Raw genomic sequence first — 24,581 nt, forward strand, 5'->3', positions numbered from 1 at the left:
GTAATGCATTTGGCGAATGTGGAGAAGGATTCATAAGAGCGTGTTATGCTTCATCTATGGATAACATAATTGAAGCTCTTAAGAGAATTGAAAGATTCATTAATACTTTAAAAAACAAAAATTCCTAAAATATTGAATTGAAACTTATAAATTTGAAACAGTTGTTACTAATGTAGCAGCTGTTTTATTTTTATAACCATATGCTGAACATTCTATAATTCATCAATGCAGTTTAAGGAAAGGTTTAATACTGGATTTTTATGAAAATTGATGAAAGTATTTAAGCTATATTTGGTTTATTTAAAAAATATATTTTATATGTGATATACTATTTAACTAAAATATTTAAAAATCATACTATTTTATCATGACAAAATACATCAATAGTTGACAATTTACATTAGCGTATATTACAATTGGGAGGTAATGATGCTTTCGCGTAAAGCGCATAAAATCTAAAATACAGTAAAATTAGTATGAAATACAAGAATATAGAAGTAGAACCGATTCGACAGAAAATTCTGTGAAATTTTTTCTATTTTTATATTATATGAGGAGAAATGTATATTAATGATATACATATTTTAATGAAAAATTCTAATACTAAGAGAGATATATTAAAATATTATAATGTTTTAAAATCAGGATTAAGTTCTATGATTTTATATATTACTAAAAGATAAAATTATAATTCTATAGGGGGAATTTGTAGTGAAAAAGAAATTACTATCATTATTAGCCGTTTCAGCAGTTACATTAAGTTTATTTGCTGGATGTGGAAGTTCATCAAATGCTGGAGATGCTGGAAGCAATGATGAAGCTATAAAAGTAGGTATGGTTACTGACTCAGGAACTATAGATGATAAGTCATTTAATCAAGGAACATGGGAAGGAATTCAAAAAGCTCAAAAGGATTTTGACCTTAAGGAACCTAAATATTCAAAGCCGACTGGTGAAACAAAAGCAGATTATTTGAAGGAAATTGGAAATCTTTATGATGCAGGTTACAGATTAATAGCTACTCCAGGCTATAAATTTGAAACAGCAATTTATGAAGCACAAGATAAATATAAAGATGCTAAATTCGTTATAATTGATGGTACTCCAAATGATGGAAACGAAAGTGATCCCAAAACAAAAGTATCAGATAATGCAGTTTCAATATTATTTGCAGAACAACAAGCAGGATTTACTGCTGGTGTAGCAGCTTCTGTTGAATTAAAAGAGGGAAGCTTAGGATTTATAGGTGGTATGAAAATTCCAGCAGTTCAAAAGTTTAACTGGGGATTCCAACAAGGTGTAGCTTATGCTAATGAAAACTTAGGAACTAAGATGACATTAGATGCGGAAAATGTAATATATCAAGGAACATTTAATGATGTAGCAGCAGGAACTCAACTTGCAAATGCAATGTATGACAGAGGTGTTAAAGCTATTTTCTGTGCAGCAGGTGGAGTTGGTAATGGTGTTATAACAGCAGCTAAGACTCAAGTTGATGCAGGAAAGAATGTATGGATGATTGGTGTTGACAGAGACCAATATGATGATGGGATATATGCAGATGGTAAATCAGTAGTTCTTACTTCAGCTATAAAGAAAGTTGATGCAGCAAGTTATGAAATGGTTAAAGAAGCATTAGATGGAAATTTCCCAGGTGGTAAGACATTAACATTTGATATAACTAAGGATGCAGTTGGTATTCCAAATGAAAATCCAAACTTAAGTGATGAAACAATGAAAGTTGTAGATGATATTTATGCAAAAATTAAAGATGGTTCAATCACAATAAAAGATAATAATAATGATGGTTCATTATTTGAATAATAAAAGATAATTAAATGTTATTAACAATGGGGCTAAATAGTTTATAGGCATTTATACATGCTTATAAACTATACTTCATTGTTAATTTTATAATGAAGAGAATAAAAACAAGGATTGACAATTGACAATGAACAACACAGACCATTATGAATAAGACATTATTGTGTTTATTGTCAATTGGCAATAAACATTGTTAATTAATAAAGGAGGACACTATTATATGGAATATGTAGTTGAGATGCTGAATATTCGTAAGGAATTTGCAGGTAATGTTGCTAATGACAATATAACCTTAAGATTAAAAAAAGGTGAAGTTCATGCATTGTTAGGCGAAAATGGAGCTGGAAAGTCTACTTTAATGTCAGTACTTTTTGGTATGTATCAGCCAGAAGCTGGAACAATAAAAGTACGTGGCAAAGAAGTTAAAATTTCTAATCCTAATGTTGCTAATGATTTAGGTATAGGTATGGTGCATCAGCACTTTAAATTGGTGCATAATTTCACAGTAACAGAAAATATAATTTTAGGATGTGAACCTAAAAAAGGACTTGTTGTAGATGTAAAAAGTGCAGCAAAGAAGGTTGAAGAATTATCAAAAAGGTATGGATTGAATGTAGACCCATATGCAAAGATTGAAGATATATCAGTTGGTATGCAGCAGAGGGTGGAAATATTAAAAATGCTTTATAGAGATGCTGAAGTTTTGATTCTTGATGAACCTACAGCTGTTCTTACACCTCAGGAAATTGATGAACTTATGAAGATAATAAAAAATTTAATAAGTGAAGGAAAATCAATAATAATAATTACTCATAAGTTAAAAGAAATTAAAGCAGTAGCTGATCAGTGTACAGTTATAAGAAGAGGTAAATATATTGGTACTATTAACGTAAAGGAAACAAGTGAAGCTAAAATGGCAGAAATGATGGTTGGAAGACCAGTAAACTTTAAAGTTGAAAAGAAGCCTAAAGAAGCTGGAGATGTAGTATTAAAAGTAGAAAATCTTTCTGTATTAAATAATAAAAAAGTACTTGGATTAAAGAATTTTTCAATCGAAGTAAAAAAAGGTGAAATACTTGGTATTGCAGGGGTAGAAGGTAATGGACAGACAGAGCTTATTGAAGCAATTACAGGTATTAGACCAGTGAAAGAAGGAAAAATAAGCCTAAAAGGTGACGATATAACTAATATGTCGATTCGCAGACGTATTGATTCTGGTATTGGTCATATTCCAGAAGATCGTCAGAAGAGAGGACTTGTACTAGATTATACACTTGAAGATAATATAGTTCTTCAGAGATACAATAAAAAGCCATTTTCTAAGATGGGATTATTACAGAGGAATGCTATACATGATTATGCTGAAAATATAATAAAGGAATTTGATGTAAGATCAGGTCATGGTGGTGCATCAATTACAAGAACAATGTCTGGTGGTAATCAACAGAAGGCTATTATAGGACGTGAAATTGGACTTGATCCAGATTTATTGATTGCAGTTCAGCCTACAAGAGGTCTTGATGTAGGATCAATTGAATACATACATAAGAGATTAGTGCAGGAAAGAGATTCTGATAAGGCTGTATTGCTTGTATCATTGGAATTAAGTGAAGTTATGAACTTGGCTGATAGAATTGCTATAGTTAATGGCGGTGAATTAATTGGTGTTGTTAATGCAGCAGACACTAATGAAAATGAAATCGGATTAATGATGGCAGGTGTTCATAAAGGAGGAACAAAGCATGACTAAAAAAGAAGCTTTAAATTCTGTTATTGCTGTTGCTTTAGGTTTGATTGCCGGAGCAATTTTAATGTTGATTATTGGAGACAATCCGGTTGATGGATATACTTATCTTTTCAAAGGCGGATTAATGAATATACAGAGAACTGGTGATACACTAGCTACAGCTACACCATTAATATTTACAGGTCTTTCAGTTGCTTTTGCATTTAAAACTGGTTTGTTTAATATAGGAACACCTGGACAAATGCTTTTTGGAGGATTCTGTGCCACAAGTGTAGCATTATTATATGGTAATAGTATGCCAAGATTCTTATTATTAATACTTATAGTTCTTGTTGGAGCTTTAGCAGGAGCATTGTGGGCATTTGTTCCTGGAATCTTAAAAGCTAAATTCAATGTTAATGAAGTTGTATCATCAATAATGATGAACTGGACAGCATACTGGATAATTTATTATGCAGTACCAGCATATTTTAAAGGTTCTACAGAAACTGAATCAAGAAATATTCCAGAAGTAGCATCTTTAAAGACTGAATGGCTTACTAAACTTTTTGATGGATCATATATAAATTTGGGATTAATAATAGCAATAATAGTAGTAATTTTAATATGGTTTATATTAAGTAAAACAGTTTTAGGATATGAATTAAAGGCAGTTGGTTTTAACAGGGATGCAGCGGAATATGCTGGTATGTCAGTTAACAAGAATATTGCATTATCAATGATGATAGCAGGAGCATTATCAGGTCTTGCAGGTGTTGCCCAATATATAGGTAATGCATCTAATATGCAGATAGGAATAATGCCTTCTCAAGGATTTGATGGTATTGCAGTATCACTTCTTGGAGCTAACAATCCATTTGGAGTTTTAGTTTCAGCAATATTCTTTGGATTGTTATATTCTGGTAAAGGATTCATGAACGTTAATACAAGTATTCCTCCAGAAATAGCTGATACAATAATTGCAATTATAATTTATTTTGCAGCTATAAGTGCAGCAGTACCTATGATTGTAAATAAATTTAAACACAGAAAAGCTGCTAAAGCTGGAGAAAGTGGCAGTGGAATTCTGCCTGATGAAAAAGATAAGAAGATAGATAAGGAGGAAAAATAATATGTGGTCAACAATAACAAATATATTTCCATATGCTATTGAATATACAATTCCTCTACTTATAACTGCACTTGGAGCACTTTATTGTGAAAGAAGTGGTGTTATTAACATAGGATTAGAAGGTTTCATGATAATCGGTTCCTTTTCAGGAGCATTGACAATATCAAAACTACAGGAAAGTATGCCAGGAAGTTCTCTTCCTTTATGGATAGGTCTTATAGTAGCTTTTATTGTTGGAGTATTGTTTTCATTATTACATGCATTTGCAAGTATAAACTTAAATGCGGATCAGACAATAAGTGGTACAGCAATTAATATGATAGCAAGTGCACTTACTATATTTTTAGCAAGAACAGTAGCAGGAAGCGGACGTATAAGAATACAGACTGGATTTTATCCTAAGGATATTCCTGGTTTGAGCAAAATTCCTGTAATAGGGCCATTATTCTTTACAAAAACTTATGTAACAACTTGGCTTGTTCTTTTAATTCTTGTTTTAAGCATATTTTTATTATATAAAACAAGTTTTGGGTTAAGACTTAGAGCATGTGGTGAGCATCCACAAGCAGCAGATGCAGCTGGTATTAATGTATTTAAGATGAGATACTTTGGAGTATTGTTATCAGGTGGACTTTCATCATTAGGAGGAGCTATAATACTCGTTACATACTCAGGAGAATTTAATGGAAGTGTTGCAGGTATCGGATTCCTTGCATTAGCAGCATTGATATTTGGTCAATGGAAACCTCTTGGAATACTTGCAGCTACAATCTTCTTTGGATTTGCTACAACAGTTGCAAATGTATCACAGGTAATTCCTTCATTAGGATCAATACCACCAGTTATATTAAAGGTATTCCCTTATGTTGTAACTTTAATTGCATTAATACTGTTCTCAAAATCTTCTCAGGCTCCAAAAGCATCTGGAGAACCATTTGATGCGGGAAAGAGATAGTAACCAAATTAAGAATAGGATTACTGTAAAATAAGCTATTACAAAAACTGTAGCAGTTTATTTACAGGAAAAATAATATTAAGAGCGAAAAAGTGAGATATAATATATAATATATAATAGATAGTAACTAATAATATATAGTGTATATATTTTGAGGGTGTAAAGATTTCATTAAGGAATGACAGTATTAAAAAAATAGGTTAATAACTTTTGTTGAAGGCAGCTAATTTATAAAAAACTGCTATAGAATGAAATGAATAAGAAGAGAGGAGAGAAGTTTATGGATTACAAAGGTATTATAAAAAAGGCAATGGAGTATAGAAAAAGAGCATATGTGCCATACTCAAAATTTCATGTAGGAGCAGCAGTTCTTTTTGAAAGTGGGAATGTTTATGGCGGATGCAATATTGAAAATGCTTCATTTGGTGCAACTAACTGTGCAGAAAGAACTGCTATATTTACAGGCATTGCAAATGGAGAGACTAAAATAAAGGCAATAGCTATAATTGGAAGTGCTGAAGAAAATACTTATCCATGTGGAATATGTCGTCAGGTTTTAAGTGAATTTGCAGATGGTGATGCAGTGGTAATTTTAGCAAAGAATGAAGATGAATATATAGTGAAAACAATGGATGAAATACTGCCAGGGGCTTTTAGAAAAGAAAATATAAGATAATAAATATTTAATATATGGAGGTTAGAAAATGAGTGTTCATATTAATGCAAAAAAGGGAGATATAGCAGAAAGCGTATTATTACCAGGAGATCCATTAAGAGCTAAGTTTATAGCTGAAACATTTCTAGAAGATGTAGTATGCTACAATGAAGTAAGAGGAATGTATGGATTTACAGGAACATATAAAGGTAAAAGAATTTCAGTTCAAGGAACAGGAATGGGAATACCTTCAATTTCAATATATGCTAATGAATTGATAACTGAATATGGTGTTAAAAATCTTATAAGAGTTGGTACTTGTGGTGGATATCATGAAGATGTTAAAGTAAGAGATTTAATAATTGCAATGTCAGCTTGCACAGATTCAAATCTTAATTTGACAAGATTCCAAGGAAGAACTTATGCTCCAACAGCTAATTTTGAGTTATTAAAGAAAGCTTATGATGTTGCAGTTGAAAAAGGAATAGAACCTAAAGTTGGACCAATATACAGTTCAGATGTTTTTTATGGAGATGATAATGAAGACTGGAAGAAATGGGCTGCATTTGGATGTTTAGGTGTTGAAATGGAAGCTGCAGGTCTTTATACAGTAGCAGCAAAGTATCATGTTAAGGCATTGGCTATAATGACAGTAAGTGATCACTTCATAACAGGAGAAGTCACAAGTTCAGAAGAAAGACAAAAGACTTTCACTGATATGATGAAAGTGGCTCTAGACACAATTGTAGGGTTAGATGCATAACTAAAAATCCAGCGTATTTCCAAGTCACTGAAAAAAGAAATTGAAAGCAGAATAAGTACTGAGGATTTAAAAGGAAAAAACTATAACAAAAGCATAATACCCAACAATGTAAATAGTAATTTTTTTTACGAGGAATAAATATGCTGTATCTTCTAATACTAAGACTATACAAAATAAAAAGGAGATGAACTGTTATGGCAAAAGCAGGTATGAAAAGACCAGACCCTAAAGATCCTCATGGAACAGAAAGCAATCACAAACAGCATTATAAAAAGAATGATGTAAGGGATATTCCTACAGAAATACAAGGAAAAGCTAAGACTGGAAATGCAAAAGCAGGAACAATAATATAAACAAAGCATTAAATCTTAGTTGAAATTCTAATAAAGGATGAAATTTATAAAAATTTCATCCTTTATTTTTAATTATTATGATATTATAAAATGAGGAAATCTATTTATATAAAGATTTATAAATAAAAATATGCAGATAAGAAGGAGAAGAGTTTATAATGTACATTATTAATTTTATAAGGGGATTCTGTATGGCACTTGCAGATAGCGTTCCAGGAGTTTCAGGAGGAACTATCGCATTTCTGCTTGGATTTTATGATAAATTTATAGGATCTCTTGATGCTCTTGTTGCAGGGAAAAAAGAAGAAAAAATAGAAGGATTGAAATTTTTAATAAAGATTGGAATTGGATGGATTGTAGGATTTATTTTATCAATGTTGTTTTTGGGATCAGTTTTTGAAAAACAGATATATAATATAAGTTCTCTGTTTTTAGGGTTCATAATTTTTGCCATACCAATAATAATAATGGAAGAAAAAGATAGTATATATGGAAAATATAAAAATATATTATTCTTATTAATAGGAATTGCCATTGTATCAGCTATAACATATTTTAATCCTGCTTCAAAAGGCGGAATGGATGTATCTATTGACAGTTTATCTTTAGGTCTTGGAATATATGTATTTGTTGCAGGAATGATTGCAATTTCAGCAATGGTTCTTCCAGGAATATCAGGTTCTACATTATTACTTATTTTTGGACTTTATGTTCCAATAGTATCAGCAATAAAAGAAGTTTTAACTTTTAATTTTGAATACCTGCCTATACTAATTATATTTGGATTTGGAGTTCTTGCAGGTATTTTTGCGACAATAAGAGGAGTAAAAGCAATGTTGAAAAACTATAGGTCTCAGACTATATATATGATATTGGGATTAATGATAGGATCATTATATGCAGTAATTATGGGGCCAGCTTCATTAAAAATACCTAAAGAGCCTATGAGTATGAACAATTTTAATATTTTGTTTTTCATAATTGGAGGAGTGTTAATTATAGGTTTGCAAAAAATGAAAAACTTTTTTGACAAAAGACGATAAATATAGAATAATATACATAAATAGAGAAAAATAGTAATAAAATATACTATAGTAAAAATATAATTCAATGGTTGGGGTGAATAATATGGGGAATAAAACATTAAATATAACATTTGCTGAATTAAAAGAGGGAATGAAGATAGCTAAAGATGTGAGTCATAATGGGAGAGTATTATTAAAAAAAGGTACAATAGTAAATAAGGATTTTGTGCAGAGAGTGCAAAAATTACTATTAGTTGGAAACTTAGAAATATATGCACCTGATGATTCGCCAAAGCAATTAACTCAGGAAGAAAAAAAATTAGAAGAATTTAATAAGATAGAAGATGATTTTAAAGAAATATCAACCAAACTTCAAAAGACATTCATAAACATAAAGAATGAAGATGGAAAGTACATAAAAGAACTTAGAGAATTTTCTCAGAAACTTCAAGAAGAATTGAAACCAACCAGCCTTATAATAAAAAATATAATTCTCCATGGAAGTGGAACGGATTCAATTTATAGACATGGTGTTAATGTTGCAGCATTAAGCGCATTGATTGGAAAATGGATTGGATATGATGAAAAACAGCTTAATCTTCTTGTATATTCAGCTATGCTTCATGATTTTGGAAAAACTAAAATAAGCAGAAAGATATTAGAGAAGAAAGAACCTTTGACTAAAGCAGAAAGCGATTTAATAAAAACACATCCAACTGAAGGATACAAGATAATTAAAGAGATACCTTTTCTTGATAAATCTGTAAGCTATGGAGTGCTTATGCATCATGAAAGAGAAGATGGTTCTGGATATCCATTGGGCTTAAAAGGAAATGCAATACATGAATTTGGGAAAATAATTGCAATTGCAGATGTGTTTGATGCTATAAATTCAAACAGAGGATATAAAAATAAAAAAGCTCCTTTTGAAGCTCTTCAGATAGTAAAAAACGAATCATTAGGAAAACTTAACTATGAATATGTAAAAATATTTTTAGAGCACATTGTCAATTATTATCTTGGAGAAGAAGTAATTTTAAATACAGGAGAAAAATGTAAGATATTACAAATGAATATAAATGATTTAGAAAAGCCATTAATTTTTAAAGATGGGGAATTTATAGATTTAGACAAGCAGAAAGAACTATATATTAAAGAGATAGTGTTATAAAACTCTTTAATATGCATTGAGAGGTGATATTATGAATGGAAGCAGCATATTGTTGAATGTATCTGAATTAAAGCCGGGAATGGTTATTTCAAAGGATGTTATGAAAAATACCAGCGTTTTATTAAAAGAAGGAACTGTAATAAATGAAGAAATAATTGCAAGATTGAATAAAGCGTATTTTTTAGAAAAGATTGAAGTAAATGTTTCTAGTGAAGTTTTAGAAAAGAACAATAAAGAAGCAGAAATAAGAAATGTTGAGGAAAGTTTTAAAAAGGTATCTAACGAATTAAAAGAAATGTTTGCAAAAATGAATACATTAAGAAAAACAGATACAGATGATTTGCGTGTGTTTGCAGAAAAAATTCAAAATCAGCTGAAATCAACAGAAGTTGTAGTGAGCAATGTTGTATTTAAAGGAAGCGGTAATGATAATATCTATAGACATGGAGTAAATGTTGCAGTTTTGAGCGCGCTTATTGGAAAGTGGCTTGGACTTAGTGAATCTAAGAGGAATCTTTTAATATATTCTGCTCTTTTACATGATTTTGGAATTACTAAACTTGAACCTAAGTATCAGAGAAAGCCTGATATTATTATGGCAAAAAATTATCCAGAAGTTAAAGAACATGCTACTATTGCATACAGATATGTAGAAGGTATTCCTTATTTAGATAAATCAGTAAGCTATGGAGTGCTTATGCATCATGAAAGAGAAGATGGCTCAGGATTTCCATTAGGAATAAAGGGAGATAAAATTCATTATTTCGCAAAGATAATAGCGATTGCAGATGAACTTGATGTGTTGAATTCATATAAAGATGATGATGGAAAAAACAGAGGACCTTTTGAAGTTCTTGAGACATTAAAAGAAAAAAGTCTTACTAAACTTGATTATGAATATACAAAAATTTTATTAGAGCATGTTTCTAATTATTATATGGGCGAAAATGTTCTATTGAGTACAGGTGAAATTGCAAAGATAATTCAAGTTGATTCAAACAACTTATCAAGACCACTTCTTTTAAAAGATGGTGAATTTCTAGACTTAAATAAAAATAAGGATATTTATATAAAAGAACTGTTATAAAGATTAATATAAAAACAGACTGTCTAAAAAAGGCAGTCTGTTTTTATAAGAATAAAAAATGTTATAGAAGAAATAATAAATGATATTTATAATATATATATTAACAATGTACAATTTGAAATTTATGATAAAAGAAGTATATTAAAATATAAAGATTTATTTTATAGGAGTATGGAATGAAATATTTGAAATTTAAAAGAAGTTACATTGATAAATCTGAGTATAATGGCTGTATATTTGAAAAATATATTTCATCTGAAAATTATATTGAAGATATGAGTAAGAAAACAGAACCATTTTTAAATAACTTTAGAGAATCTGGATATATTTTAGGAATGAATAATATAAGGCTTTATTATGAAAAATTTATATTAGAAAATGATAAGGGAAGCATAGTAATATGTCATGGAATTGGAGAATATACAGAAAAATATAATGAATTGATTTATTATTTTCTTAATTCTGGATATTCAGTTTTTATATTAGAGCATAGGGGAAATGGTCGTTCTGGCAGAATAGGAAGTGATTCAGGGCAGGTGAGTATTGAAAATTTCAATTATTATATTGATGATTTCAAGAAGTTTATTGATGAAATAGTCGTTCCTAGTAGTCATAATAATCTTTTATTGTTTGCACATTCTATGGGAGGAGGAATAGGAACATTATTTTTGGAAAGGTATCCTGAATATTTTCACAAAGCGGTTTTAAGTTCTCCAATGCATCAAGTACACACAGGAAAAACACCTCCTTTTATAGCTGATATTATATCTGCAATATTGATGTGCTTAGGCAGGAAAGGTGAATATATGATAAGCCAGAAGCCTTATAGTGGCAGAAGGAAATTTCCAGGCAGAACAACGAGTTGTAAGCAGCGTTATGAATACCAATATAATAAAATATTAAATAACCAATGTTTTCAAACAGGAGGTGCCTCTATAAAATGGTATTTTGAAACTGCAAAAGCAACGCGATATCTCAGAAATAAAAGGAATATTTCAAAAGTAAAAATACCTGTACTGCTGTTTCAAGCTGAGTATGATACACATGTTACATCAGAAGCACAATATAAGTTTGCAAAATATGCAGACAATTGTGAAATTGTTGTGGTAAAAGGAGGTAAGCATGAGACTTTTGCAGAAACTGATGAAATAGCAAAACAGGTAATAAAAAAGATAATTGATTTCTTTTGGAAATAATTATATTATAATCGCTTAAGTTGATGTTTATCTGAATATAGTATAAGATAACTAAGGAATAATTAATCAACAAATGAAATTATTTATAAGAGGTGAATATTTTGAAAGAGTTATTTGATCTTTTTTGGACCTTTGCTAAAATTGGCTCTATTACTTTTGGTGGTGGATATGCAATGCTTCCAATAATACAAAGAGAGATTGTCGAAAAGAAAAAATGGGCGACTGAAGAAGAAGTCATGGATTATTATGCAGTAGGACAATGTACCCCTGGAGTAATTGCTGTTAATACTGCAACATTTATAGGTTATAAGTTAAGAGGAATTTTTGGTGGAATATTTGCTACACTGGGAGTTGTGTTTCCATCACTAGTTATTATAATGGTTATAGCTGCATTCTTGAAAAATTTTGCAGAGTTTGAAATTGTAAAACATGCATTTGGAGGAATAAGGGTTGCTGTAGTTGCACTCATAATAAGTTCAGTAATAAAGCTTTGGAAGAGTTCAGTAAAAAATTCAATAGGATTATTTCTTGCAGCAGCAGCATTTGTTCTAGGTGCATTATTAAAATTATCACCTATATATGTTGTAATAGGTGCTGCAATAGTTGGAGTATTAACAAAGAACAAAGGAGGAGAAAAATAAAATGCTTAATTTATATTTTATGCTGTTTTTTGAATTCTTTAAGACAGGATTGTTTGCAGTAGGAGGCGGTCTTGCCACATTGCCTTTCCTGATTAACATGACATATAAATATGACTGGTTTGATCAAAGTATGCTGGCTGACATGATAGCCGTATCTGAATCGACTCCTGGTCCTATGGGAGTTAATATAGCTACATATGCAGGATTTAACTCAGGAAGTGTTTTAGGCGGAATAATTGCTACATTAGGATTGGTTACTCCATCAATAATAGTAATAATAATAATTGCTAAATTTTTAGAAAAGTTTAAGACCAATAAATATGTAGATGCGGTTTTTCAAGGTTTAAGACCTGCAAGTGTAGGACTTATTGCTGTGGCTGCTTTTGAAGTAATAAAAATTGCATTAATAAATATAGATGCTTATCTTGCAACAAAGAATATATTAGATTTAATAAATATAAAAAGCTGTATATTTTTTGCAGTTATATTTTTTGCAGTTATGAAATATAAAAAACATCCTGTAGTTTATATAGCCATAGCAGCTGTTGTTGGAGTGGTATTTAAATTATAATAAAAAGATAAAAAATATTTGTTTTTGAGGATTTTTCATGTCAGTATAGATTCAAAAATAAATCAATTCATAGTCTCTGAATATCTGTATTCAAGAAATTCAATATAGTTTCCAAAAATAAGATGTATGAAGTTTTATAAAAATAAATTTCATACATCTTTGTTTCACATTATCTTAAAAATTGTTTAAGTATATCAGCAGCACTTGTTTTATCCTTGCCTTCAATAATACATTTATAATCTTTGAATTTTTTTTCTTCTTCTTCAGAAAGTTTTGTTCCTTTATCTTTCTTATCCATTATGCATTTGAAATCTTTATATTTTTCATCACCTAATTTACCTTTGATGATGCAGTCAATCATTATTGTAATGGATTTTTTCTGATCTTCATTTAAAGGAGTACCTTTATCTTTGCATTGTCTACATTCATCCAATGTTTTTTTCTGATCAGAAGAAAGGAATTTGCAATTTTCTTCTGTAAAGATATCAAAAGATTTTTCACTATTATTTTTACATTTATCTTTATCTTTATCTTTATCTTTGTGTTTATCCTTGCACTTACAATCATCTTTTGACTTATCTTTTTCTTCATCTTTACACTTATCTTTTTTATCTTTATGAGCAATGTAAGATGAACTTTCTACAGAAAAACTAGAAGCATCAGCCATTGCCTTTTGAGGAATAAAAGACATACAGCTTAATACTGCTAAAGATGCTGCTATATAATTTATTTTTTTTCTTTTCATATTTTTACCTCCGCAAATATTAAGTTTCAGTAATAGTATGTGAATAATAAAAATTTTTATTAAAATTTTTATTATTTGGTTTATTATAAAAAATTCTCATATAACAATTTACAATACAAAAAAACTAAGCAATTTCAAATAAAAAGCCGCTGTAAATTTAAAAAAAGAACTTACAGCAGCTTTTTAAATATAATCATGAAATAGATTTTTAATGTTATTGATTCTTTGAAGAATCAGAATTATTATTTTCTAAGGATTGTGAATTATTGCTATCAGTGAGATTAGTTTCACTATTATTATTGGTATCAGTATTGTTGTCAGTGTTTTTTTCAGATGAAACACTGCTTGAATCTGATGAGGATTTATTGCTTGATTTAGTATCTTCATTTTTATCAGAAGAACTAAATAGATCTGAGAACCAGTTTTTTACTCTGCTCCAGAAACCTTCATCAGTAACTAGGTTTTTGATTGCTTCTGCATCTGTTGCATCTATTTTAACATCATTACCAAGGACACTATCATTAGTATTTTCTAGTATACCTAAATCTTTGCTTCCAGAGAATAAATCTTTAAACCAGTTTCCTATTGAAGTAAAAAATCCTTCTGAACGTTTTACATCTATTCCTGCATTTTCAAGGTTTTTATCAACAGCATCAGAAACATTTTTGAAAGTATTTTTTAATTTACTGTAATCATAATCTTGTTCTGATATTTTTTTCATCAAGTCAGCTATTTGCTGCTGCTGTTCAGAAGATAGATTTATATTATAATTGTTTGTTACATTGTTTATAGTATTAGCAATCTGAGTTTCATCAGATGTTCCATTTTTGATTACATCTGCTTTGATGTCATTCATTATACCAGCTGCTTCATCTTGTCCTATTTCGTCACCTAAATCGCTGGTAGTTATTAATTCTTCAGAGGCAATTTCTTTCTTGTCTTCATCAAGCTTTTCTCCAGTTGCATCTTCAAAGGCTTTCATGACACCTGTTAAGGCACCTGTACCAGAAACACCGCCAGTAAGAGGAGTCATAGCGATGACATTTGCATCTTCAACTCCACATGTAGCAAGTGTGCTGGCAATCATTGAGGAAGTTACATAAGTAAGATTTGCAGTTTTTACATTTATTCCATTACCTTTTTTGGCAGGTTCAACGTAAGCACAAGAAAATGTTTTTGTTCCAAGCTGAGCTTCGCTGGCAATGCCTTGTAAATATTTTCTTTCTTCAAGATTATTTACTTCAAGAATTACAGCGTCATTTTCTTTTACTCCAAAGTAATCAAGAACTGTCTGTTTCTGAGCATCTGTTAAATCTGCTCCAAGAGTAACAACCTTTGAGCTGTCTGCATGTGCTATTGTTAAATTACTGAATAGTAGAGATAAGCAAAGCACAGATGAAAGAATTTTCTTTTTTGATATCATTTTTATTATCTCCTTTTTAATAATGAATAAATTTATAATGTCTAAATGAATCTTATTAATAATTCGTTGATATTATAACATATAAACAATTAAGTTTTATTTATTAATATATTACATTTATATTAATATTACTAGATTATGACTTAATGCAATAAAGAATAGCAGAATTACTGAAAGTTGTATTTTAAATAATATAGAATAAATGTATAATTATAGTATAAGATTAAGGGTAAGCGTGACTTTTGTCACATGTATATGAAGTTTGATGAGTTTTAGAGTGAGAAATACATATATAAATTATAATTAATTATAATCAATAAGGATTATAATGCATAAAGTATAATATAAGATAAATTTTTTAATATATGTTTTCCACAAATTTGTATTTAATCTATATATGCTGTAGTAAAAAACTGCATTAATGTAAAATATATCTTGTAAACTGAAATATATACATGATGAAAAGCAGCTTATGTAAAGGGGGATAAAAATATGAATTTATGGATTAAAGATAGAGTATTTTATAATATTTTTACTTTAGGTTTTTGTGATGTTTTAGAACCAGAAAAGGTTTATGAAGAAAAAAATAGACTTGTTAAAATTGAGGAATTCATACCTCGTTTAAAAGAAATGAATGTGAATGCAATATATTTTGGACCTGTTTTTGAATCTAGTTATCATGGATATGATACACGAGATTATTTGAATATAGATAAGAGGCTTGGAACAAATGAGGATTTTAAAAAATTATGTAAAAAGCTTCATGAAAATGATATAAAAATTGTGTTAGATGGAGTGTTTAATCATGTTGGAAGAGAGTTCTGGGCGTTTAAGGATGTTCAGGAGAATGGAAGAAACTCAAAATATTGCAGCTGGTTTTCAGGCTTGAATTTTGACAGCAGAAGTCCTATGGGTGATGACTTTAATTATGAGAGCTGGAATGGATGCTATGATTTGGTTAAACTCAATTTGTGGAATAGAGAAGTTGTTGATCACTTACTTCATGCAGTGGAATTTTGGATTGATGAATTTGATATAGATGGGTTAAGATTGGATGCTGCTGATAAAATTATTCTTGAATTCTTTAAGGAATTAAAGCAGTTTACTGAAAAGAAGAAACAGGATTTCTGGCTTATGGGCGAGATAATACATGGAGATTATAATAGATGGGCAAATCCTGAATGTTTAGATTCAGTTACTAATTATGAATGTTATAAAGGAATATATTCAAGTCATAATGATAAAAATTATTTTGAAATAGCGTATTCTTTAAACAGAATGTTTGGAAATGGTGGCATATATAAAAATTTATGTCTATATAATTTTGTAGATAATCATGATGTGAATAGGCTTGCAAGCACATTAAGACTTCAGGAATATTTATACAATGTTTATACTATATTGTATACAATGCCTGGAGTACCAAGTATCTATTATGGAAGTGAATATGGAATTAAGGCAGTAAAAGGAAATGGAACAGACCTTCCATTACGTCCAGGAATAGAAGAAATAGAAAATTATGAAGATAAAAATGAAAAGTTGTTTGAGCATATTAAAAAACTTGGAAATATAAGAATCAATCAAGATGCCCTCATTAATGGAAACTATGAACAGGTATTAATAAGGAATGAACAGTATGTTTTTTCAAGAGAGAGTGCAGATGATAAGGTTTATGTGTTATTGAATTTGAGTGATAAGGAGAGTTATCTTGATTTTAATATGTCATTTGAAAAAGGAATAAATTTGCTTGCAGAAGATGAAGAGATAATTTCTGGAGGAAATGTGAGTATAAAAGTACTAGCATTTTCTTCCATGATAATAGCAAAAGCTGAGTAATCAATAATTTCTAGTCAGATATGTATCACTTCGCTGTTTTGAGCACTAACAAAAGTTAAACAAATTAAGGTTTATAGGTTTAGAAGGCTGAGTTTTTGTCTAGAATGTTTAATAAAACTAACAAAGGGGTAATACTATAATGAATTTATTAGATAACGATTATAATAATTATACAGGCATGCTTGGTGCTCAATATTCAAAAGAAGGTACTAAATTCATATTATGGGCTCCAAATGCTGATAATGTTAGATTAGCTTTGTTTGGAAATGATAATAGACAGTATGCTAATAGTCCCGAAGAAATATTAGATATGAACAGAGGAGAACAAGGTACTTGGGTAATTGAAGTGAACGGTGACCTTAATGGAGAGTTTTACAATTATCTTGTTACAAATAGCGGAAGTGAAAGAGAAGTTGTAGACCCATACGCTAAAGCACTTGGAGTTAATGGCAATAGAGGAATGGTAATAGACTTAAGGATGACAGATCCAATAGATTTTTCAATGGATAAAAAGCCTGAATTGAGCAGTGCGGCAGGTTCAATAATATATGAAATTCATGTAAGGGATTTTTCTATTAATGAAAACTCAGGAATAAAAAGAGATAAAAGAGGAAAATTTATAGCCTTTTGTGAAAAAGGAACAACACTTCAAGGAAAATATATGGAAACGGGGATTGATTATCTAAAAAAACTGGGAGTAACTCATGTACATTTACTTCCAAGTTTTGATTATGAGACAATAGATGAATCAGATCTTACCAAAGCCCAATATAATTGGGGATATGATCCCAAGAATTATTTTGCACCTGAAGGGTCATATTCAACAAATCCTTACAGTGGGGAAAAGAGAATAAAGGAATTTAAGGAAATGGTCCAGAGCTTTCATAGAAATAAAATACGTGTGATTATGGACATGGTTTACAACCATACCTATAGAACACATGATTCAAATCTGAATCTTGCAGTTCCAGGATATTACTATAGGCAGGATTTGAATGGAAATTTTTCTAATGGCTCTGGATGTGGAAATGAGCTTGCTTCAGAACGGTATATGGTCAGAAAGCTTATTGTAGATTCTGTTGTTTATTGGGCACAGGAATATCATATAGATGGATTTAGATTTGACCTTATGGGACTTCATGATATTGAGACTATGAAAATAATAAGAAAAAAGCTGGATGAAATAGATCCATCAATATTGATGTATGGAGAAGGATGGACAGGAGGAGGATCTCCGCTGAGAAGTGAAGAAGCTGCTATAAAGCAAAATATAGTAAAATTTGATAAGATGCAGATTGCTGCGTTTAGTGATGATACAAGAGATGGGGTTAAAGGTCATGTTTTTAATATAAATGAAAGAGGATATGTAAATGGAAGGCAAGGTCTTGAAGATACCATAAAATTCTGTATTGTAGGTGCAACAGGACAGCTTGGAGTAAATTATGACAATGTAATTTATTCTCACTGGTCATGGGCAAATGAACCTTATCAATGTGTAAATTATATTTCTGCCCATGATAATTATACGTTGTGGGATAAATTGTCAATGTCAAATAGAGAGGATTCCCTGGATAAACGGAAAAACATGAATAAACTCGCAGCAGCTATAGTTTTGACATCACAGGGAATACCATTTTTTCAGGCAGGAGAAGAATTTTTGAGAAGCAAAAAAAATAAAGATGGCAGTTTCAATCATGATAGTTATAATGCACCAGATGAAGTGAATAATTTAGACTGGAGTCGTGCTTATGAATTCAGGGATATTGTAGAATATTACAGAGGTCTTATAAAGCTTAGAAATAAGTATAGGGCATTTAGAATGAATTCAAGTGAAGAGATAAGAAAAAATCTTACATTTCTCTGCAAAGGTGATAGTTTTTATAAAAATAATGTTGTAGCATATAAGATAGAAGATAACAGTGGAAGAAATCTCAGCAATACAATAGTTGTAATATTCAATGCTAATGATGAAGAAGCTTTTATTGATTTAAAGGAATGTGGCTGGAGTGTTCTTGTAAATAAAGAAAAAGCAGGTGTAGATGAAATTTATGCTATTGAAGGAAACAGCATAACAGTCCAGTCTAAATGTGCACATGTGTTGATAAAAAAGTGATGTAGGAAGGTTTAAGGTGATATATATGGAAGAAAATTATCTTGTATTTTTAAATGATATAAATAAAGATAAACCAAATGAATTTGCAAATTATAATGTAAAGGGATGTCCGTTTTGTAAGAGAGATGATCTTAAGGATATTATAGAAGAAGATGGTCCATTTATATTGCTTAAAAATAAATATCCGACTTTAAAAGAGACATATCAGTTAGTGCTTGTTGAAACCTATACCTGTAGTGGCAATATGAGTGAATATAATGATGAATACATGAGAAAGCTCATAAGGTTTGGAATAAAGCATTGGCTGGATATTGAAAAAGATAGGAATTATAAATCTGTAATATTTTATAAAAATCATGGTCCACATTCGGGAGGAAGTTTGAAGCACCCTCACATGCAGATAGTAGGACTTAAAAATATAGATTATAAAGAAAAACTGAAGGACTATTATTTTGAAGGTATAGATGTGTATAAAAGTGAAAGCTGCAGAGTGAATTTATCTACTAAGCCAATGAATGGATTTAGTGAATTTAATATATTGATAAATGACAATCTATGTGGAATAGATGAACTTTCAGATTGCTTAAAAAAGATAACACACTATATTCTAAATAATTATTTTGCACCATGTGATAGTTTCAATATATTCTTTTATCATTGGAAAAATCAAATAATATGTAAGGTTACTCCAAGATTTACAACATCACCTTTGCTGTTAGGATATGAAATAAGGCAGATTCCAAGTTGTGGTGAGGTTATAGCTGAAAAGTTAAAAGAATTATATTTTTAATAAATGAAAGCATTAATTTATATGGTTATGATTAATTTTCTAAAAAATAAACAGAAAACCAATTGTTTATAAATGAAAATTATTAAAATTAGAATTATAACCTCATATAAATTTATGCTTTTTTATTTAAAGTCAACATTAAAATATGTTCTTAGATAAATGTTTTAATTAATATAATTTTTTATATAATAAAAAAGAACGTCTTGATTAGGGGGTCAAGACGTTCTTCAACCATATGTTGGTTAAGGGGTAAATAATAATGCTTTAACTATTTTACAAGTATTATTATGATGTATTTATGTGTCAAAAATGTGACAAAAACATAAAAAAATATTAACAATTATGATATAATTATTAATTAGTTTAAAAGAATATATTTTTAGGATGGTGTTTTATGAAAGAAGCAGCACTTATAGTTAAACCAGAATTTATTACAAAATATAAAAATGGATATCCTCTAATATCAAAAGAAGCAGTGGAAAATCCTCAGATTCTCAAAGAAGAAGGGCAGATAATAACTCTGCTTGATAATAAAAAATCATTTATAGGAAGAGGATATTATGGTAATCAGAACAAAGGCTGTGGCTGGATACTCAGCAATAGCAAAAACAGTAATTTTGATTACAAATTTTTCTATGATAAATTAAGAAATGCTTTATCTAAAAGGATGAAACTTTATCATTCAAGACATACAAGTGCATTTAGAGTTTTTAATGGAGAAGGAGATGGAATAGGAGGACTTACAATTGATTATTTTGATGAGTACTACCTTCTTACATGGTATAGTAAAGGAATATATACATTTAAGGATTACATAATAAAAGCTTTAAGAGCATTAGTATCAGTTGATGGAATATATGAAAAGAAAAGATTTGAAGAAAATGGAATGGTTGTAGATGAAGATAGTTATGTATGGGGAAGAAAAGCACCAGAGCCTCTTATTGTAAAAGAAAATGATGTGAATTTTGCAATATATTTAAATGATGGTGCAATGGTAGGAGTATTTTTAGATCAGAAAGATGTAAGAAAATCAATTAAAGAAAAATATTCTAAAGGAAAGACTGTATTAAATACATTTTCGTATACAGGAGCATTTTCAATGGCAGCTGCAAAAGGGGGAGCAGGCACAACAAGTGTTGATCTTGCAAGCAGAAGTCTAGAAAAGACAAGAGAAAATTTTGAAATTAATGGGATAGATTATAATAATCATAATATAATTGTAGAAGATATATTCCTATATTTTAAGCGTGCAGCAAAAGAAAACTTAAAATTTGATGTTGTAATATTAGACCCGCCAAGTTTTGCTACTTCAAAAGATAATAAATTTAGTGCAGCGAAAGACTATACTAATCTTGTCAAAAGTGCAATTGCACTTACTGAAGAAGGTGGAATTATTGTAGCTTCTACAAATTGTGCTACATTCAATATGAAAAAATTTAAGAAGTTCATTGATACTGCATTTAAAGATTGCAACAGGGAATATGAAATTTTAGAAGAACATATGCTTCCAGCAGATTTTTCTGTTACAGATAAATTTCCAGAAGGAAATTATTTAAAAGTTGTATTTGTACGAATGAAATAACATATTTCAATTGATAATTAACAATGGATAATTGAAAATGAAGGGCAAAATCTTTGCAAGATTTTTTTGAATATTTATTTAGTTTTGTTATTTAGGATATATATCCTGTGTTATAAGTTAAAAGGCTGTCGTATAAATTTAAACAGAATACGACGCCTTATTTTTAGTTAAATATAATTTCTTATAATAAAAGGTTTATTATCTTTAATATAGACTTTTGGAATTCTATGTTTGAACATACATAAAATTTCGTAATTTATAGTTCCAAGAATTTGTGCATAATCATCAGCATTTAGTTTTAAATCTCCATATTGTCCGAGTATTATTACTTCATCACCAGTTTTTACTGGTCCTGATTCAGTAACATCTATCATGCATTGATCCATACAGATTCTTCCTACTACAGGTGCAAATTTTCCGTTAACTATTACTTTGGCACCAGGAATAAGAAGTCTTGAATATCCATCAGCATATCCAATAGGAATTGTTGCTATGATACTTTTTCTTTCAGTTTTGAAAGTTCTTCCATAACTTATATACATATTTTCATCCATTTCTTTCACATGTGCTACTCTAGCTTTTATAGTCAATGCTGGTTTTAATGAAAGATTTTCTTTTTTTACTTCATCTGAAGGATAATATCCATATAATATTATTCCGGCTCTTACTGCATCAAGTTCTTCAAAAGTTTCAGGCATATCCATAATAGCGCCGCTATTTGAAACATGCTTTAATGGAATATTTATATTTAAAGCTTCAAGGCCTTTTGCAAAATTCATATATTTGTCAAACTGTTCATGAGTATAATCCTTATTTTTTTCATCTGCAGTTGAAAAATGTGTAAACATTCCAATTACATCTAATCCAGGAAGAGAACATATTTTAGAAACTTCATTCAATGATTTTTCATTTGGAAGAAATCCAATTCTGCCCATACCTGTATCAAGGGCTATGTGTATTTTAGCTTTTTTATTAAGTGAAACTGCTACTTCAGATAAGTGTTTTGCATATTCAAGACTATAAACAGTCTGTTCAATATCATAATTTATCAATTCTTCACCTAAGTATTCAGGAGTATAACCTAGAATCATGATTGGAGCTTTTATTCCAGCATTTCTAAGTTCAATACCTTCAGTTAAAACTGCAACTGCAAGTCTTGAAGCTCCATTTTCAAGAAATACAGGAGCTGTATCAACAGCGCCATGACCATAACAATCAGCTTTTACAACTGCAATAACTTCTTTATCTTTAGCTAAAGCTTTTATATTCTTCATATTGTATGCCAAAGCATCTAAATCTATTTCAGCCCAAACGGGTCTAAGTATTTTTTCCATAATTGCACCTCAAATTTATCAATGTCTGTTTTTTATAAAGTTTATTGTTTATTTTAGTTTAATATAAATAAAGTTATAATTAAAGAGCCACTCATATTGAAATTACAACATGAAGTGGCTTTTATTAAGTAAATTTTTAAATTTGTGAAAAAACAGTATACATAGTCAATTGGAAACATTGCTTTTATTTGATTTTGAAAGTTTAATAATATTTTTACCAATCAATTCAATTCCTTTTTTTATATCTGAATCACTTACACGACCGAAACCTATTCTAAAAGTATTATTAATATTGCTTGTTTTATCTTTTTCATTATAAAATATATCTCCAGGCATGAATGTTACGCCGTCTTTATAGCATAATTGAAGAAGTTCACGGCAGTCAATATTTTCTTTTAGTTTTATAAATATGTGGAGACCTCCTTCACCAGTAATATATTCATAAGGAATGTATTTATTAATCATCTGTTTTACCAGATTGAACTTTTCTTTATAATATTTACGGACATTCTTTAAATAACGATTAAAAGCACCACTTTTCAAATAATAATAAAGTGTACTTTGGTCTAAGAAGGAAGAGTGGATGTTTCGTCCTCTCTTAACGCTTTCTAAAACATCTATGAGACCTTTATCAGCAGCAATCCATCCGATTCTAAGGCCTGGAAATAGTATTTTGGATAGGCTGCCTATATAGATTACACCATTACCTTCGCCACATAATGATGCAATAGGACATATAGGAGAACTTGAATAAAGAAGTTCTTCATTGAATCCATCTTCTATTATTGGAACTTCATATTTCATAAATAATTTGTAGATTTCATTACGTCTTTCTGTTTTAGTAACAATTCCAGTAGGATTGTTGTATGAAGGTATTAAATATCCAAATTTGGCTTTATGTTTCTTTAAGGTTTTTTCAAGAAGTGAAGTTATAATTCCTTCATCATCCATTTTTATCTGTATTGTTTTAAGACCATAAGCTTTCATTATTTTTAGGGCTGTATTATGTGTTGGCTCTTCACATATTATTACATCACCAGGTTGTGTCAGTGAACTTAATATTATGTCAAAGGCCTCTGTAAATCCATTTGTTATAAGTATATCCTTATTGTTCATGTTAACTCTTTTTTCAATCATATATTGAGATAGATATTCTAAAAGGGGTTTGTATCCTTTTGCATATCCATAATTAAGAAGATTAACATTTTCATAAGTCCATGCTTCTAAAAGTGAGCGCTTAAAGTCATCAAGGTTGAATAGGCTGCTTTCAGGAGCAATAGATTTAAAGGAAATCATGTCTCTTTTTGAAGGAAGTTCATTTTTTATAATATCTAAATTCCTTAAAGAATTGCCATAATTATTTACTTTGTCTGTATAATCTATATTTAATTGAGAAATATTATTTTTACCTTGTACTATTATAAATGATCCTATGCCTCTTTTTGTCATTATTATATTTTTGCTTTCAAGTTCTTCATAAGCTGAAATGACAGAGTTACGGCTTATACCTAAAATTTTGCTTACTTCTCGTGTGGATGGAAGTTTATCATTTTTATTTATAGTTCCATTTTTTATACCATTAAGGATGTGATTTTCCAGCTGAATATGAATAGGAGTTTCTTTATTTATTATTAATGTGGAAAATATCAAAGTAATCAC

21 protein-coding genes and 1 pseudogene are annotated in these 24,581 nt (G+C 29.7%); 18 read left to right on the forward strand and 4 right to left on the reverse strand.

Features of this window, described 5'->3' with window-relative positions; translation table 11 throughout:
• The 14 genes and pseudogenes from Q0F58_RS05655 to Q0F58_RS05720 form a co-directional block, all read left to right on the forward strand.
• Positions 1 to 128: pseudogene (locus Q0F58_RS05655) on the forward strand (pyridoxal phosphate-dependent aminotransferase); the annotation flags it as partial.
• Positions 129 to 711: 583 nt separating this feature from the next.
• Complete coding sequence (locus Q0F58_RS05660; protein WP_294373501.1) at positions 712 to 1,824, forward strand: BMP family protein; 1,113 nt, start codon at positions 712 to 714, stop codon at positions 1,822 to 1,824.
• Positions 1,825 to 2,044: 220 nt separating this feature from the next.
• On the forward strand, positions 2,045 to 3,574 hold the full coding sequence (locus Q0F58_RS05665; RefSeq protein WP_294373504.1) for an ABC transporter ATP-binding protein: 1,530 nt from the start codon (positions 2,045 to 2,047) through the stop codon (positions 3,572 to 3,574).
• Complete coding sequence (locus Q0F58_RS05670) at positions 3,567 to 4,682, forward strand: ABC transporter permease (protein WP_294373506.1); 1,116 nt, start codon at positions 3,567 to 3,569, stop codon at positions 4,680 to 4,682. The genes Q0F58_RS05665 and Q0F58_RS05670 overlap by 8 nt, the downstream gene beginning before the upstream one ends.
• A 1-nt stretch (position 4,683) precedes the next feature.
• On the forward strand, positions 4,684 to 5,637 hold the full coding sequence (locus Q0F58_RS05675; RefSeq protein ID WP_294373508.1) for an ABC transporter permease: 954 nt from the start codon (positions 4,684 to 4,686) through the stop codon (positions 5,635 to 5,637).
• Between the two features lie 280 nt (positions 5,638 to 5,917).
• Positions 5,918 to 6,313 carry a cytidine deaminase gene (locus Q0F58_RS05680; RefSeq protein WP_294373511.1) on the forward strand — a complete coding sequence of 132 codons (396 nt, stop codon included), beginning with the start codon at positions 5,918 to 5,920 and terminating at the stop codon, positions 6,311 to 6,313.
• Positions 6,314 to 6,341: 28 nt separating this feature from the next.
• A complete protein-coding gene (gene deoD / locus Q0F58_RS05685; RefSeq protein WP_294373514.1) occupies positions 6,342 to 7,055 on the forward strand; it encodes a purine-nucleoside phosphorylase in 714 nt (237 codons plus the stop codon).
• Positions 7,056 to 7,249: 194 nt separating this feature from the next.
• Complete coding sequence (locus Q0F58_RS05690; RefSeq protein WP_294373519.1) at positions 7,250 to 7,408, forward strand: hypothetical protein; 159 nt, start codon at positions 7,250 to 7,252, stop codon at positions 7,406 to 7,408.
• Between the two features lie 158 nt (positions 7,409 to 7,566).
• On the forward strand, positions 7,567 to 8,451 hold the full coding sequence (locus tag Q0F58_RS05695) for a DUF368 domain-containing protein (protein ID WP_294373521.1): 885 nt from the start codon (positions 7,567 to 7,569) through the stop codon (positions 8,449 to 8,451).
• A gap of 85 nt (positions 8,452 to 8,536) precedes the next feature.
• A complete protein-coding gene (locus Q0F58_RS05700) occupies positions 8,537 to 9,604 on the forward strand; it encodes an HD-GYP domain-containing protein (RefSeq protein WP_294373523.1) in 1,068 nt (355 codons plus the stop codon).
• A 28-nt stretch (positions 9,605 to 9,632) separates the two neighbouring features.
• Entirely contained in the window at positions 9,633 to 10,691 is a 1,059-nt protein-coding gene (locus Q0F58_RS05705; RefSeq protein ID WP_294373578.1) for an HD-GYP domain-containing protein, read from the forward strand.
• Positions 10,692 to 10,867: 176 nt separating this feature from the next.
• Positions 10,868 to 11,887 (forward strand): alpha/beta fold hydrolase, encoded by a 1,020-nt coding sequence (locus Q0F58_RS05710; protein ID WP_294373524.1) that lies wholly within the window; start codon positions 10,868 to 10,870, stop codon positions 11,885 to 11,887.
• A gap of 101 nt (positions 11,888 to 11,988) precedes the next feature.
• Complete coding sequence (locus Q0F58_RS05715; RefSeq protein ID WP_294373525.1) at positions 11,989 to 12,528, forward strand: chromate transporter; 540 nt, start codon at positions 11,989 to 11,991, stop codon at positions 12,526 to 12,528.
• Position 12,529: 1 nt separating this feature from the next.
• Positions 12,530 to 13,099 carry a chromate transporter gene (locus Q0F58_RS05720; protein ID WP_294373526.1) on the forward strand — a complete coding sequence of 190 codons (570 nt, stop codon included), beginning with the start codon at positions 12,530 to 12,532 and terminating at the stop codon, positions 13,097 to 13,099.
• Positions 13,100 to 13,268: 169 nt separating this feature from the next.
• Here the strand turns inward: Q0F58_RS05720 and Q0F58_RS05725 are convergent, their stop codons facing one another.
• Together Q0F58_RS05725 and Q0F58_RS05730 are read right to left on the reverse strand one after the other, a co-directional pair.
• On the reverse strand, positions 13,269 to 13,844 hold the full coding sequence (locus tag Q0F58_RS05725; RefSeq protein ID WP_294373527.1) for a hypothetical protein: 576 nt from the start codon (positions 13,842 to 13,844) through the stop codon (positions 13,269 to 13,271).
• 214 nt (positions 13,845 to 14,058) lie between these two features.
• On the reverse strand, positions 14,059 to 15,267 hold the full coding sequence (locus Q0F58_RS05730) for a DUF1002 domain-containing protein (RefSeq protein WP_294373528.1): 1,209 nt from the start codon (positions 15,265 to 15,267) through the stop codon (positions 14,059 to 14,061).
• A 492-nt stretch (positions 15,268 to 15,759) separates the two neighbouring features.
• Between Q0F58_RS05730 and Q0F58_RS05735 the strand changes: the two genes are divergently transcribed.
• The 4 genes from Q0F58_RS05735 (at position 15,760) to Q0F58_RS05750 (ending at position 21,588) form a co-directional block, all read left to right on the forward strand.
• The gene (locus Q0F58_RS05735; protein ID WP_294373529.1) at positions 15,760 to 17,103 is read left to right on the forward strand and encodes an alpha-amylase family glycosyl hydrolase; all 1,344 of its coding nucleotides are present in this window, start codon (positions 15,760 to 15,762) and stop codon (positions 17,101 to 17,103) included.
• Positions 17,104 to 17,242: 139 nt separating this feature from the next.
• Entirely contained in the window at positions 17,243 to 19,216 is a 1,974-nt protein-coding gene (gene pulA / locus Q0F58_RS05740; protein ID WP_294373530.1) for a type I pullulanase, read from the forward strand.
• 25 nt (positions 19,217 to 19,241) lie between these two features.
• Positions 19,242 to 20,006 (forward strand): DUF4931 domain-containing protein, encoded by a 765-nt coding sequence (locus Q0F58_RS05745; RefSeq protein WP_294373531.1) that lies wholly within the window; start codon positions 19,242 to 19,244, stop codon positions 20,004 to 20,006.
• Between the two features lie 394 nt (positions 20,007 to 20,400).
• On the forward strand, positions 20,401 to 21,588 hold the full coding sequence (locus Q0F58_RS05750; RefSeq protein ID WP_294373532.1) for a class I SAM-dependent rRNA methyltransferase: 1,188 nt from the start codon (positions 20,401 to 20,403) through the stop codon (positions 21,586 to 21,588).
• Between the two features lie 167 nt (positions 21,589 to 21,755).
• On the opposite strand, the gene alr is transcribed toward Q0F58_RS05750, so the two are convergent.
• Both alr and Q0F58_RS05760 read right to left on the reverse strand, forming a co-directional pair.
• Positions 21,756 to 22,922 carry an alanine racemase gene (alr, locus tag Q0F58_RS05755; protein ID WP_294373533.1) on the reverse strand — a complete coding sequence of 389 codons (1,167 nt, stop codon included), beginning with the start codon at positions 22,920 to 22,922 and terminating at the stop codon, positions 21,756 to 21,758.
• Positions 22,923 to 23,087: 165 nt separating this feature from the next.
• Positions 23,088 to 24,572 carry a PLP-dependent aminotransferase family protein gene (locus Q0F58_RS05760; RefSeq protein WP_294373534.1) on the reverse strand — a complete coding sequence of 495 codons (1,485 nt, stop codon included), beginning with the start codon at positions 24,570 to 24,572 and terminating at the stop codon, positions 23,088 to 23,090.
• Positions 24,573 to 24,581: the final 9 nt, after the last annotated feature.

This window comes from uncultured Clostridium sp. (assembly GCF_934754915.1).
GTDB lineage: Bacteria > Bacillota > Clostridia > Clostridiales > Clostridiaceae > Clostridium.